The organism is Rhodococcus sp. SG20037 (assembly GCF_031763325.1).
GTDB lineage: Bacteria > Actinomycetota > Actinomycetes > Mycobacteriales > Mycobacteriaceae > Rhodococcus_F > Rhodococcus_F qingshengii.
In genome coordinates, this window is record NZ_CP134497.1 from 2,722,877 (window position 1) to 2,737,015 (window position 14,139).

At 63.0% G+C, this 14,139-nt stretch carries 13 protein-coding genes; 12 read left to right on the top strand and 1 reads right to left on the bottom strand.

The features are described from left to right. Positions 1-7 precede the first annotated feature (7 nt). From RHP72_RS12665 to RHP72_RS12675, 3 genes are read left to right on the top strand one after another with little or no spacing between them, the layout of a single operon-like run. Positions 8-667, top strand: a complete 660-nt coding sequence (locus tag RHP72_RS12665) for a 4'-phosphopantetheinyl transferase (RefSeq protein WP_003942126.1) — start codon at positions 8-10, stop codon at positions 665-667. A gap of 24 nt (positions 668-691) precedes the next feature. Continuing rightward, the gene (gene truB, locus RHP72_RS12670; RefSeq protein ID WP_020907442.1) at positions 692-1,612 is read left to right on the top strand and encodes a tRNA pseudouridine(55) synthase TruB; all 921 of its coding nucleotides are present in this window, start codon (positions 692-694) and stop codon (positions 1,610-1,612) included. Beyond that, the gene (locus tag RHP72_RS12675) at positions 1,609-2,085 is read left to right on the top strand and encodes a GNAT family N-acetyltransferase (RefSeq protein WP_311094742.1); all 477 of its coding nucleotides are present in this window, start codon (positions 1,609-1,611) and stop codon (positions 2,083-2,085) included. The genes truB and RHP72_RS12675 overlap by 4 nt, the downstream gene beginning before the upstream one ends. 9 nt (positions 2,086-2,094) lie before the next feature. On the opposite strand, the gene RHP72_RS12680 is transcribed toward RHP72_RS12675, so the two are convergent. Then, a complete protein-coding gene (locus tag RHP72_RS12680) occupies positions 2,095-2,841 on the bottom strand; it encodes a metal-dependent transcriptional regulator (RefSeq protein ID WP_030535607.1) in 747 nt (248 codons plus the stop codon). A gap of 117 nt (positions 2,842-2,958) precedes the next feature. On the opposite strand from RHP72_RS12680, the gene RHP72_RS12685 reads away from it, so the two are divergent. The 9 genes from RHP72_RS12685 (at position 2,959) to RHP72_RS12725 (ending at position 14,108) form a co-directional block, all read left to right on the top strand. Further along, positions 2,959-3,939 carry a bifunctional riboflavin kinase/FAD synthetase gene (locus tag RHP72_RS12685; RefSeq protein ID WP_003942148.1) on the top strand — a complete coding sequence of 327 codons (981 nt, stop codon included), beginning with the start codon at positions 2,959-2,961 and terminating at the stop codon, positions 3,937-3,939. 158 nt (positions 3,940-4,097) lie between these two features. After that, positions 4,098-4,367, top strand: a complete 270-nt coding sequence (rpsO, locus tag RHP72_RS12690) for a 30S ribosomal protein S15 (protein ID WP_007735061.1) — start codon at positions 4,098-4,100, stop codon at positions 4,365-4,367. 452 nt (positions 4,368-4,819) lie between these two features. Then, positions 4,820-7,090, top strand: coding sequence for a polyribonucleotide nucleotidyltransferase (locus RHP72_RS12695; RefSeq protein ID WP_003942275.1), 2,271 nt, complete (start codon positions 4,820-4,822; stop codon positions 7,088-7,090). A gap of 127 nt (positions 7,091-7,217) precedes the next feature. Beyond that, complete coding sequence (locus RHP72_RS12700; RefSeq protein WP_003942169.1) at positions 7,218-8,576, top strand: pitrilysin family protein; 1,359 nt, start codon at positions 7,218-7,220, stop codon at positions 8,574-8,576. Positions 8,577-8,604: 28 nt separating this feature from the next. Beyond that, the gene (locus tag RHP72_RS12705) at positions 8,605-9,717 is read left to right on the top strand and encodes an alcohol dehydrogenase catalytic domain-containing protein (RefSeq protein ID WP_007735068.1); all 1,113 of its coding nucleotides are present in this window, start codon (positions 8,605-8,607) and stop codon (positions 9,715-9,717) included. A 181-nt stretch (positions 9,718-9,898) separates the two neighbouring features. Further along, complete coding sequence (locus tag RHP72_RS12710; RefSeq protein ID WP_161121014.1) at positions 9,899-11,530, top strand: cutinase family protein; 1,632 nt, start codon at positions 9,899-9,901, stop codon at positions 11,528-11,530. Positions 11,531-11,678: 148 nt separating this feature from the next. Beyond that, entirely contained in the window at positions 11,679-12,008 is a 330-nt protein-coding gene (hypA, locus tag RHP72_RS12715; RefSeq protein WP_073512368.1) for a hydrogenase maturation nickel metallochaperone HypA, read from the top strand. Between the two features lie 2 nt (positions 12,009-12,010). After that, entirely contained in the window at positions 12,011-12,811 is an 801-nt protein-coding gene (gene hypB / locus RHP72_RS12720) for a hydrogenase nickel incorporation protein HypB (protein WP_058226291.1), read from the top strand. Positions 12,812-12,992: 181 nt separating this feature from the next. Then, complete coding sequence (locus RHP72_RS12725; RefSeq protein ID WP_311094743.1) at positions 12,993-14,108, top strand: hydrogenase expression protein HypE; 1,116 nt, start codon at positions 12,993-12,995, stop codon at positions 14,106-14,108. Positions 14,109-14,139: the final 31 nt, after the last annotated feature.

A 14,139-nucleotide genomic window follows, 5' to 3' on the forward strand; every position in this document is an offset into this window, starting at 1 on the left:
TCGCTACGTGATCGAACAGATTCTTCCCGGTGGAGTTGCGACGGCCGAGGCCTTCGTCGATCCGCCCGGTCTGGTTCCGCACCCCAGTGAGGAAGCGTTGATCGGCCGCGCGGTCGAGAAGCGTCGTCGTGAGTTCGTGACCACCCGGCACCTTGCGCGTCAGGCGATGGGCAAGCTCGGCGTTCCGTCTGCCGCTGTCATGCGCGGTGAGCGTGGTGCGCCGCTCTGGCCGCAGGGAGTGGTCGGGAGCCTCGCCCATTGCGACGGCTACCGCGGCGCTGTCCTGGCGTACTCCATGCAGGTCCGCTCACTCGGTATCGACGCCGAACCGCACGGCCCGCTGCCGGACGGGGTATTGCCCGCGGTCAGCATCGAGGCGGAACGAACGTGGTTGGACACTCAGGAAACCGGCGGTCCGGTGCACTGGGATCGAGTGCTCTTCTGCGCGAAGGAAGCCACGTACAAGGCGTGGTTTCCACTCACCGGGCGCTGGTTGGGTTTCGAGGACGCCCACATCACGTTCGAGGCGGAGTCGGAAACGTCCGGCACTTTCAACTCGCGTCTGCTGGTCCCCGGTGAGGCGACGTCCGGTCCGCCGCTCACCTCTTTCGACGGCAGGTGGTTGGTGTCGGACGGACTCATCCTGACGGCAATTTCGGTGCAGTGAGCGCGACTGGCAGAATCGGCACACGTGTCAGCTCGTGAAAAGCCTTCCTCCGGTCTTGTCGGCGCCGGAATTCTGATTGTCGACAAAGAGGCGGGTATCACCAGCCACGACGTGGTCGCTCGGTGCCGCAAGTTGTTGAACACCCGGAAGGTGGGACACGCCGGGACGCTGGATCCCATGGCGACCGGTGTTCTCGTTCTCGGCGTCGAGCGTGCGACCAAGTTGCTCGGACTCCTGGCGCTGACAACCAAGGCGTACTCGGCGACCATTCGCCTCGGGGCAGCGACGGACACGGACGATGCCGAGGGGGAGGTCCTGACCTCCGCAGACGCTTCGCAGGTGACGGACGCGGAGATCGCGGCGATCGTGGCCACGTTGACCGGGGACATCAAGCAGATCCCGGCAAGCGTGAGCGCTATCAAGGTGGACGGTCAGCGCGCACATGCTCTGGTGCGTGCGGGAGAAACCGTCGAGCTGGCGCCGCGTCCGGTAACGGTGTCGACTTTCGAGGTTCTGGCTCGGCGAGATGTCCCGGGTGGCTTCGTCGATCTGGACGTCGACGTGGAGTGCTCGTCCGGTACGTACATCCGCTCGCTTGCCCGCGACCTCGGTCGTGAATTGGGCGTCGGCGGTCATTTGACGGCACTGCGCCGCACCCGCGTCGGGCCGTTCACTCTCGAACATGCGCGCACGCTCGAAGATCTCGCGGATCAGCCGGGTGTGAGCCTCGACATCGATCAGGCCGCGCAGACGGCTTTTCCGCATCGGCAGATCACGGCGGAGGAAGCCGAGGCGATCAGCCAGGGGCGCTGGCTCGAGCCGATCGGGATGAAGGGGATCTGTGCGGCGATCGATCCCACCGGTCACACGATTGCGCTTCTGCAGGAGAAGGGTCGACGCGCCAGTTCGGTGATGGTCGTGCGACCGGCGACGCTTCGCGGGTGATCGTCCGCGAGCGTGTCGACGGCGACCTCGACGGTTGCGTCGATGCGCTGGCACAGGTCCACGAGTGCGACGGATATCCGAACACGTGGCCGGAACACCCGCGCCGCTGGCTCAGTTCGCCCACGGTGGTGAAGGCGTGGGTCGGTGAGAGTGACGGTCGTGTTGTCGGTCATGTGGCCGTCGACAGCGAGGTCGCAGGTGCGCCCACAACCGCGGGATCGATAGCCGTGTCGCGATTGTTCGTTCATCCTGGCTCACGTGGAAACGGCCTCAGCGATGCGCTACTCGATGCCGTGACGGATTTCGCAGCCGAGAGTCGGTTGGAACTGGTGCTCGCCGTCGTCGACGACGCTCTGCCGGCGATCGCACTGTACGAGCGTCGAGGGTGGGTGTACGTCGACGAGAGGCTCGCCGACTGGACCCGGACCGACGGCGTCCGGCCCGTGGAACGCCGATACCGACTGCCGCTTTGACTACCTCGGCTAGACGAGCCAAATTGCTTGAGCGACTGGACTTCCCAAGTCGATGGTGTTGGGGCTGTCGCCGAGTCGAACGGACACTGTCCCGGCGAAATCGCGGCGCTCCTCGACGGTGATCTCGACATCGAGACTGACGCCGACGGAATCGAAGTACCGGAGCATTTCGGGATCGGAATCGGAGATCCGGGCAACGCGGCCCCGCTCACCGTTGGCGAAGTCGCTGAGCTGGCGGGCCGGGGGAGTCGGCACCGAACCGTCGGTGGCGGGAATGGGATCACCGTGCGGGTCACGTTCGGGGAAGCCCAGTTTGGCGTCCATCCGCGAGATCATCAGATCGGAAACGGCGTGTTCGAGGACTTCGGCCTCGTCGTGGACTTCGTCCCAGCCGTATCCGAGTTCCTGAACCAGATAGGTCTCGATCAACCGGTGGCGCCGGACCATGGAGACGGCGGCGGCGCGGCCGCTGTCGGTCAGGGCGATGGATCCGTAGCGGGCGTGATCGACCAGGCCCTGGTCCGAGAGTTTGCGGATCGCCTCGGACACCGTCGAGGCCGAGACGCTCATTTTCTCGGACAGGAGCTTGGTGGAAACCCGCTCGTGGGACCACTCCTGGATAGTCCAGATGACCTTGAGGTAGTCCTGGGCCACCGACGAGAGTGCGAGCGTGTCGATTGCCGCGTCGTGCGCCGAAGTGCTGTCGCCATCCGACGTCGATGATGCTTCCGAGGTTCCGGTCTTGTGAGCTGCCACAACGCTTAGCTTAGGCTACGAAATCCGGAACTTCCGTACGTGAGCGGCAGCACAGCGGTGATTCGCTGGGCGGGTCCGAACGTGACCCGCCGCCGGTGGACCCGTAGGCTGCCAATCGTGCTGAGATGGCGTGGTCTCGACGAAGTTCCGGCCGATTGGGGTCGTTGTGTGCTCACTATCGGTGTGTTCGACGGTGTGCATCGTGGGCATGCCCAATTGATAGCGAGAGCGGTTACCGCTGCCCGCAAACGTGGTGTTCCGAGCGTGTTGATGACGTTCGACCCGCATCCCATGGAGGTTGTGCGGCCGGGTAGTCATCCAGCCCAGTTGACGACGCTGCAACGGCGTGCGGAATTGGCTCAGGATCTGGGCATCGACGTGTTCTGCGTGATGCCGTTCACCGCTGATTTCATGAAGCTGACGCCGGAGCGCTACGTCCACGAGATTCTCGTCGAACGTCTACATGTCGCCGAGGTCGTGGTGGGGGACAACTTCACCTTCGGCAAGAAGGCGCTCGGCAATGTCGATCTTCTTCGTGAAATGGGCGCTCGCTTCGGCTTTGCCGTCGACGGCGTCCAGCTGCTCGCCGAGCATGCGGTGACGTTCTCGTCGACCTACATCCGCTCGTGCGTCGACGCAGGCGACATGGAAGCGGCTACCGAAGCTCTGGGCCGTCCACATCGTGTCGAAGGTGTGGTCGTCCACGGTGACAAGCGTGGACGCGAGTTGGGGTTCCCGACGGCCAACGTTGCACCGCCGATGTTTTCGGCGATTCCGGCCGACGGCGTGTACGCGGCGTGGTTCACGGTGCTCGGTGCCGGCGAGGAACTCGGAACCGTCGTTCCCGGTCGCCGATACCAAGCCGCGGTGTCTGTGGGTACCAATCCGACCTTCTCCGGCCGGACCCGAACCGTCGAGGCATACGTTCTCGACACCGAAGCTGACCTGTACGGACAACACGTCGCGGTCGACCTGGTTTCGCGGATTCGCGGTATGGAGAAGTTCGACTCGATCGAGTCGCTCATCACGGCAATGAACCGAGATGTCGAACGCGCACGCCGGATTCTGAGTGAGGATGCAGAACGCAGCGTCGGTTGAGTTCCTCCTGTGTCAGTGGCGGCCGCCACATTCGCTCCAGGTGGGCGAGAGCGCCTCACTGTTGCTGGTAGGATCTTCTCTCGGTGCGTGCTGCGGTTTGCGGTGGCCGCGCCCGATCTAGTTCCTTTCACGCAAACGTCATCACAGGAGTGAATCAAGTGGCATTGACCACGGAAGAAAAGAAGGCCGTTCTCGGCGAGTACGGCTTGCACGAGACCGACACGGGATCGCCTGAAGCTCAGGTGGCAATGCTCACCAAGCGCATCACCGATCTCACCGAGCACCTCAAGACCCACAAGCATGACCACCACTCGCGTCGTGGACTGCTCTTGATGGTCGGTCGCCGTCGTCGTCTGCTGAAGTACGTGGCAAAGACCGACGTCGCTCGCTACCGCACGCTCATCGAGCGTCTCGGCCTGCGTCGCTAGATTTTTCTCACGACGCTGATCGAAAGCAACACGGCATGCTTCGGTTTGCCGAACACTCCGTCAGCCGGCGAAGCCACGCATATACTTGGCTTCGCTGGCTTTCGGCGTTAGCTGCCGCAAGGCAGTTTCCGCTGTCGGCGCTATGCACAGTTGTCCAGGCGCAGTTGTTTATGCGCAGTTGTGCAGTGCGCAGCCAGCACACCGTATGCACCAGAGAACGTGGTGTCGGTTGTCGGTAGTGGTTCTCCGGACCGGGCAAGTGCCCGAAAGCTCCGGCGGACTTCGATCGACGGCCGCCCGAACGTCGTGACGTCCCGAAGCAGAAATCGCTCGCATCGCAAGGAGCGTCTGCAATTCAAGAGGGGGACGTCCCTCGGTGCGCAGTTTCCACCAGGAGGGTGGAAACGCCCGCGCGGGTACGGCGAAGACGAGAGGGAAGTGAAGAGAAAAGAATGACAGAGAATTCCGTAGTAGAGGTCGACGAAGGCGTGTTCGAATCCACCGCCGTGATCGACAACGGGTCCTTCGGTACCCGCACCATCCGTTTCGAGACCGGACGCCTTGCTCAGCAGGCCGCCGGCGCCGTCGTTGCTTACCTGGACGACGAGACCATGCTGCTGTCCGCCACGAGCGCCAGCAAGCACCCCAAGGAGCACTTCGACTTCTTCCCCCTGACGGTGGACGTCGAAGAGCGTATGTACGCAGCGGGCCGCATCCCCGGTTCGTTCTTCCGTCGTGAGGGACGCCCCTCCACCGACGCGATCCTGACTTGCCGCCTCATCGACCGGCCGCTGCGCCCGTCCTTCGTCGACGGTCTCCGTAACGAGATCCAGGTCGTCGTCACGGTCATGAGCCTCAACCCGCAGGATCTGTACGACGTCGTGGCCATCAACGCTGCTTCCGCGTCGACGCAGATCGCGGGCCTGCCGTTCTCCGGACCCGTCGGTGGCGTGCGCGTTGCACTCATCGTCTCGGACGAGAACAAGACCGGCCAGTGGGTTGCATTCCCGACGGTCGATCAGCTCGAGAACGCCGTCTTCGACATGGTCGTCGCCGGCCGCGTCGTTTCCGGTAGCGGTGACAACGCCGACGTCGCGATCATGATGGTCGAGGCCGAGGCCACCGACAACGTCATCGCGAAGATCGCCGACGGCGCTCAGGCACCGACCGAGGCCATTGTCGCCGAGGGCCTCGAGGCCGCCAAGCCGTTCATCGCACGCCTGTGCGCTGCACAGGCAGCACTTGCATCCAAGGCTGCAAAGCCCACGGGTGACTACCCGGTCTTCCCGGCGTACCAGGACGACGTTTTTGCTGCCGTCGAGGCTGCTGCGTCCGAAAAGCTCAATGCCGCACTGACAATCGCCGGCAAGCAGGAACGCGACGACAAGACCGACGAGGTCAAGGTCGAGGTTCTCGAGCAGGTTGCACCCAACTTCGAAGGCCGCGAGAAGGAACTGGGAGCAGCGTTCCGCTCGCTCACCAAGAAGCTGGTTCGCCAGCGCATCCTGCGCGATCAGTTCCGCATCGACGGCCGCGGCGTCACGGACATCCGTTCGCTGTCCGCCGAGGTTGCGATCATCCCGCGCGCACACGGCTCCGCACTGTTCGAGCGTGGCGAGACCCAGATCCTGGGTGTGACCACTCTCGACATGGTGAAGATGGCTCAGCAGGTCGACTCGCTCGGTCCCGAGACCACCAAGCGCTACATGCATCATTACAACTTCCCGCCGTACTCCACCGGTGAGACGGGCCGCGTCGGTTCGCCGAAGCGTCGCGAAATCGGTCACGGTGCACTCGCCGAGCGCGCTCTCATGCCGGTTCTGCCCAGCGTCGAAGAGTTCCCTTACGCGATTCGCCAGGTCTCCGAGGCTCTGAGCTCCAACGGTTCCACCTCGATGGGCTCGGTGTGCGCGTCCACGCTCGCACTGCTCAACGCCGGTGTGCCGCTTCGCGCTCCGGTTGCCGGTATCGCCATGGGTCTGGTTTCCGACCAGGTCGACGGCGAAACCCGCTACGTCGCGCTGACCGACATCCTCGGCGCCGAAGACGCCTTCGGCGACATGGACTTCAAGGTCGCAGGTACCAAGGACTTCGTCACGGCCCTGCAGCTGGACACGAAGCTCGACGGCATCCCGTCGCAGGTCCTTGCCGGTGCACTCTCGCAGGCCAAGGACGCACGGACCACGATCCTCGAGGTCATGGCGGAAGCCATCGACACTCCGGACGAGATGAGCCCGTTCGCTCCCCGCGTGACGGCCATCAAGGTCCCCGTCGACAAGATCGGTGAGGTCATCGGCCCCAAGGGCAAGATGATCAACTCCATCACCGAGCAGACCGGTGCCAACATCTCCATCGAAGACGACGGCACCGTGTTCGTCGGCGCCACCGATGGACCGTCTGCACAGGCCGCGATCGACATGATCAACGCCATTGCCAACCCGCAGCTCCCCAAGGTCGGCGAGCGGTTCCTGGGTACGGTCGTCAAGACCACCGCCTTCGGTGCCTTCGTTTCGCTCCTGCCGGGACGCGACGGACTGGTGCACATCTCGAAGCTGGGCAGCGGTAAGCGCATTGCCAAGGTCGAAGACGTGGTCAACGTCGGATCCAAGATCCGCGTCGAGATCGCCGACATCGATGCTCGCGGCAAGATCTCGCTGATCCCGGTCGAAGAGGGCAACGACGAGGCTGCCGCTCCGGCCGCCGACGAGGCTGCTTCCGAGTAGATCTCACTTCGTACTCTGATGCGGCCCCGCGCGGATTTCCGTGCGGGGCCGCATCTGTACTGTCTGTAGACACAGAGCCTGTAGATACCTGATTGACCACTTGCACCGAGGACTGCTGAACCTTTTCATGGCAAAGACCACTCCCAACACCACGCGCAGCCGCAGCGCTGTGCTGAAATCGCCGATCGATGCGACTCCCGAATCCGGAGTACAGCGCACGGTCCTTCCCGGCGGCCTGCGCGTCGTCACCGAGTTCATTCCCGGTGTGCGTTCCGCCTCCGTCGGTGTGTGGGTCGGAGTCGGCTCGCGCGACGAGCAGCCGAGTGTGGCCGGTGCCGCGCATTTTCTCGAGCACCTGCTGTTCAAGTCGACGCCGTCACGGACGGCGTTGGACATCGCGCAGGTCATGGATGGTGTGGGCGGCGAACTCAATGCATTCACGTCGAAGGAACACACCTGTTTCTACGCGCACGTGATCGACGACGACCTTCCGATGGCGGTTGACCTTGTCGCCGACGTCGTGCTGCGAGGGCGTTGCAGAACCGCGGACGTCGATGTCGAGCGGCAAGTAGTGCTCGAAGAGATCGCGATGCGTGACGACGATCCGGAAGACTTGCTCGGCGATGCGTTCCTGACCGCGTTGTTCGGCGATCATCCTGTCGGCCGTCCGATCATAGGTAGCGTCGAATCGATCGAGTCGATGTCGCGCAATCAGTTGCATTCCTTCCATGTTCGGCGTTACACACCGCAGCGGATGGTGCTGGCCGTAGCGGGAAACGTCGACCACAAGCAGGTTGTGACGCTCGCTCGCCGTGCATTTGCCGGACATCTCGAGCGCGGGGTCAAGCCGGCGCCGCGGCGCGAAGGCACTCTGCGTTTGCGAACGATGCCTGAACTGAGCTTGACCCACCGCGACAGCGAGCAGGTCCACCTTGCGCTCGGGGTACGCGCGTTCGGCCGGCACGAGGGCCATCGCTGGGCGCTGTCGGTGCTCAACGCCGCAGTGGGCGGTGGGCTGAGTTCTCGTCTGTTCCAAGAGATTCGGGAGAAGCGCGGGCTGGCGTACTCCGTCTATTCCGGCGTCGACACCTTCGCGGACACCGGAGCGTTCTCCGTGTATGCAGGTTGCCAGCCGGAGAACCTCGGGGAGGTTGCCACGGTTATCCGCGAGGTACTCGCGAACGTGGCGACGGACGGAATCACCGATGCCGAGATCGCCCGCGCCAAGGGATCGCTGCGCGGCGGATTGGTTCTGGCACTGGAAGATTCAGGCTCACGCATGAACCGTATCGGTCGCAGCGAACTGAACTACGGCAACCATCGCAGTGTTGCGCAGACGCTCGCGACCATCGACGCAGTCACCTCCGAAGAGGTGCTCGAGGTGGCGCAGGTGCTCTTGACGAGGCCGTTTGCAGCCGCCGTCGTGGGTCCGTACAAGCGGGTTCGTGACCTCCCCGCGTCGGTACGCGGGATCGTGGGCAAGTAGTTCGAACTATCGAAATCGGGGTGTGCAGTTGAAGATCCGTGGTGCAGTGCTCGAAGAGATCGGCCGGAAGCGTCCCTTCGCAGAGTCGACTCCGATTTCGATTTCGGAACTCGACCTCGAATCCCCGGGCCCGGGTGAGATCCTGGTCAAGATCGAAGCTGCCGGGCTTTGTCACTCCGACCTCTCCGTGGTCGACGGGAATCGGGTACGACCCGTGCCGATGTTGTTGGGCCATGAGGCGGCAGGTCGAATCATCGAACTCGGCGACGGAGTTGATTCGTTGTCGGTGGGCACCCGCGTCGTGATGACTTTTCTTCCGCGGTGCGGTGAATGTGCGGGATGCGCTACTGACGGCCGGATGCCTTGCACGGTGGGTAGCGCCGCTAACAACGACGGCAGTTTGCTCGGTGGCGCGCATCGACTGCGGCGCTCCGGCGAGAACGTCAAACATCATCTCGGTGTTTCGGGTTTCGCGACGCATGCTGTGGTCAACGCCAAGTCGGTTGTTCCCGTCGACGACGACATCCCGGCCGAAATTGCAGCCGTACTCGGTTGTGCGGTGTTGACCGGTGGGGGAGCGCTCCTCAACGCGGCGAAGCCTCGCCCGGCAGACACCGTGATGGTGGTCGGCTTGGGTGGCGTCGGGATGGCCGCAATCCTGACGGCGAGGGCACTCGGGGTCGAGAACGTCATCGGTGTAGACGCACTGGAATCCAAGCTGGCTCAGGCGCTGGAACTGGGCGCGACCGAGGTCTTCACACCGTCTGGCCTGTCCGAGAGTGGCGTTCGCGCAGACATCGTCGTCGAGGCCGCGGGAAATGCTCGGGCCTTCGAGACAGCGGTGGCTGCGACGGCAGCGGGTGGCACGACCGTCACGGTCGGGTTGCCGGCGCCTGACGCGCGCTCGTCGATCTCACCTCTCGGACTGGTCGCCGAAGCGCGGACCATTATCGGCAGCTACCTGGGATCTGCGGTCCCGTCCCGCGACATCCCGATCTACGCGCAGTTGTGGCGCGACGGGAAGCTGCCGGTCGAGAAGCTCATTTCCTCGCGAATCGAATTGGCCGACATCAATTCGGGTATGGACGAACTCGCCGACGGAAAAGCAATCCGACAGGTCATTATCTTCGACGCGGAGTAGGTGCACGTCGGTGTTATGCAGCGGAAATGAGGCGTTTGCGTCCCCGATTCCCTCCCGAGTCGCCACGGAAAATCGTTACCCGTTGTAACGCTCCTCTCGTACTGGACGACTACTCGAATGACGTTGCGTGACGCCCCGGGGGTCGGTCGTACGTTTTCCAAAAGCTGATTGGGGAGAAGATATGCCGGTTCGTGGGTTCTTTTCGCGACATCGAATACTGGCGGGTGCAGTAGCGCCCGCAGCGCTCGGCGTGGCCGCACTGGTCGCGGTCGCAGTTGCCGTGGATTCTCCGCAATCGCAGACGATCGAGACCGAATTGACCGCGTCTGTCACCGAGTGTCACGACACGGTCGGGATCGGTGTCGCCGGTCGCGGTGACACGCCGGTCGAGGGTACGACGAAGATGCTCGTCGGTGCGGATGGAAAGACACTCCTCCCGGCGGCGCTCACAGACGACTACAGCAGCCACTGGGTGGACCCGGTACTCAAGGCGCCCGCCGGGTCGGTCAAGGACGGCTCGTACGTCTCGGTCTACATTGCGTATCCCGCCAACATGGACAGTTACGAAGAAGCCGTGACGACGGGCGCGGAAAACACCCGAGCGGTCATGAAGGCGATCAGTGCCGCATGCCCGAACACGAAGTTCTCGATTGTCGGCTACAGCGAGGGCGCTGACGTAGTGCGCCGCGTGGCGATGGACATCGGCTCGGAGTCGAGCACCTCCGGCATCAATCCGGACAACGTCGTCGGTGTGGTGATCTTCGCCGACGCCGGTCGACTCGCGGGCGAGGGCCCGTTCCCCGGCGCGAAAAACCCCTACACGAACCCTGACGGTTTCAACGAGCAATATCAGGACGGTAAGAACACCGCTTCCGGATCTGGTGCACTTCCAGGTACCAGTGGGGACTTCGGGGCCCTGAAAGGCAAGATTGCGTCGTTCTGCTCTGACGGCGACCTCACCTGCGCAGCCCCCGAGAACATTTCACTCCTGATCCTGGCGGCAAACGTCGGTCGGCAGCTCAACGTCGACCAGTTGCAAGCGCAGAATCTGACGCCCGCCACCGGCATGGATATCGCGGTCGTGATGGGACGCGTGATGTTCGACGCGTTCAACGACATCTCGAGCAATCCCACCTGGATGCAGAGCGACGAAACCTTCCTCGATGTCTTGCTGAAGGTGTCCGACCCGGCGTACAAGCCGAGCGAGGCCACCACCAAGCCAGTCGCAAAGGACTCGGTTTCCACGGAGGAAGTGTCGCCGTTGGCGTACCTGCCGCAGAAACTGTTCAAGGAAATCGTCGGCCTCATCGCCACGAACCAGAACACGATCCCCGTCGTCATGAACGATCCGTACGGCCTCACTTTGGGCCCGGACGTCGGTCACCACTTCGACTACTGGCGTGATTCGGATGCTGCAAACGGCAAGCCCCTGACGTCAGCGGAGTATGCAGCGGCGTGGCTGACTTATCTGGCCAAACAGGCGCAAGACGGCAAGCCGGTCGATTCGTCGGCGAAGCCGACCGCAGAAGAGATGGCGGATGCCATCGATGCCTTGGCTGCTTCGCCTTCGGTTACCGACTCGGCCAAGCCCACCACAACCACGGGCGCAGCTGCACAACCCGCACCCGCAGGTTCGGGATCTGCAGCACCGGCACCCGCGGTGCCGACGACGTCATCGGTTGCGCCGGCCGCGACGCCGAGTGTGACGTCGACCGTGGCGCCGTCGACTTTGGTCCAGTCGAGTGCACCGCCCGCCGCGACCACGGCGACGACAACATCGACGACAACGACGACACAAGCTGCAGCCGGCTAGAGGTTTCCGTTCGTCAAAAACGCTGTCACAGGCTGCGATCCGCAATAGTTGCGGATCGCAGCCTGTTTTCGTGTACGGGTTACGCACAGAGACCGTTGGTGCTTATCGTGGAAGGGAGGTTTCCGGATCACGAATCGTGGGTTTCACCGTGCACGAGCTGTCCATTGCGCAGAGTGTGGTCGAAGCCGTGTGTGAGCGTGCCGGCGAGCGACGAGTATCGAGCGTGCGGCTTGAAGTAGGGCAACTCTGCGCGGTGGTTCCACACTCTCTGCTGTTCTGCTTCGACGTCGTCACCGCGGGTACTCACGCCGAAGGTGCCAGCTTGCACATCGATGAGATTGCAACCAGCGCGCGATGCAAAAGCTGCGGCGTGATGTTCTCGCCGCCCGACATGTTCTTGCTGTGTGAATGCGGCAGTGCTGATGTCGAGGTGCTTGCCGGCCGAGAGTTACGGATCCTGTCGATGGAAGTGAGCTGAGCATGTGCGCGACGTGTGGGTGCGGGGACACCACAGGACCTCGGGTGTCGGTAGTCGCAGACGGAGAACACGAGCAGGAACACGACGATCATGGGCACGGTCATGGGCACGGTCATGAGCACGGCCACCCCGACCACACCGTGATTCTCGAGCAGCAGGTGCTCGCCAAGAACGACGGCATTGCGGTTCACAATCGTCAGTGGATGCGGAGCCGCCGAATCACGGCGCTCAACATCATGAGTTCCCCCGGCGCGGGGAAGACGACATTGCTGGCGCGAACCATCCGGGAGCTCGGATGTCAGCGACCGATAGCCGTGATCGAAGGTGACCAGGAAACCCGGCTCGACGCCGAGCGGATCCGAGAGACCGGCGCGTCGGTGGTGCAGGTGAATACCGGGGCCGGATGTCACCTCGATGCCGCGATGATCGACCGCGCACTGCGCGCCTTGGATCCCGCTGAAGAATCGCTGCTTCTGATCGAAAACGTCGGAAACCTGGTGTGCCCCGCGCTCTTCGACCTCGGCGAGGAAGGCAAGGTTGTCCTAATTTCGACGCCGGAGGGGGCAGACAAACCGAAAAAGTACCCACACATCTTCGCTGTCGCGGACCTCGTGGTGATCAACAAGATCGACTTGCTCCCGTACGTCGAGTTCGACGTCGATGCCTGCGTCGAGCAGGCGAGAATACTCAATCCTGCTGTGCGCGTTGTTGTTTTGTCTGCCACGACAGGTGAGGGCATGGACGAGTGGTACGAGTGGATCGGTAGTCGTTCGGCGATTTCTCCGGTGGCCGTTGACAACTGATCTGCTCGGGTAGTTAATGAAATGAGTGGGTGCCACGCAAGTGGGCCGAGGTTCGACTCCGGTGGCGTCAGCGTTTCGGTGCCGCGGCAATTCGAGGCCACAGAGTCTTGAGGCCATAGCGTGTCAGGCCAGTCGCGGCGCTGAGAGTCAAGGCGCAAGTGCACCCGTGAAAGCGGCTGACATGGACACACAAAAATCGACTGCTGGCACCACGGCGGACCCTGCCTCCGAAAGCGCAGCTACCCCCGCAAGCGCAGCGGCCAAAGCGGAAGAAACTCTGATCCACGTGCTGTGGATCAATGCCGGTCTCAGTTGCGACGGAGATTCGGTGGCGCTCACTGCAGCCACGCAACCCAGTATCGAGGAGATCGCGCTTGGCGCCTTGCCCGGCCTGCCGCAGGTAGCGGTTCATTGGCCGCTCATCGACTTCGAATGCGGACCGCAGGGTGGCGCTGACGATTTCCTGGAGTGGTTTTGGAAAGCCGACCGCGGAGAACTGGAACCCTTTGTTCTTGTCGTCGAAGGATCGATACCGAACGAGAAACTTCACGACGAGGGGTATTGGTGCGGCTTCGGGAACAATCGCGAAACCGGCCAACCGGTCACCACGAGCGAATGGCTCGACAAGCTGGCACCGAAAGCCACTGCGGTAGTTGCGGTCGGTACGTGCGCGACCTACGGCGGCATACATGCGATGGCCGGCAATCCGACCGGTGCGATGGGCGTGCCGGACTATCTCGGGTGGACCTGGAAATCGAAGGCGGGCATCCCGATCGTCTGCGTTCCCGGGTGTCCCATTCAGCCGGACAACCTCTCCGAGACCCTGACCTACCTTCTGTACATGGCCACTGATCAGGCGCCGATGATTCCCTTGGACGAATCCCTGCGCCCGCAGTGGCTTTTCGGTGCCACCGTACACGAGGGCTGTGACCGTGGTGGGTACTACGAGCAGGGTGAGTTCGCGACGGAGTACGGGTCACCGAAGTGCATCGTCAAACTCGGATGTTGGGGACCGGTCGTGAAATGCAATGTCCCCAAACGTGGTTGGATCAACGGAGTCGGCGGGTGTCCCAACGTCGGCGGGATCTGTATCGGGTGCACGATGCCGGGGTTCCCCGACAAGTTCATGCCGTTCATGGATGAACCACCTGGCGGCAAACTCTCCACCAATGCGGTGGGAATGTACGGGTCCGTGATCCACAGTCTCCGCCGGATCACCGGAAACACGTTGGACAAGGAACCGCACTGGCGCGAGCGCGGGTCGAAATTACTCACCGGTGCGACGCGTACGTGGTGACCGACCGGATACATTCAAATCAGTTCGTGAG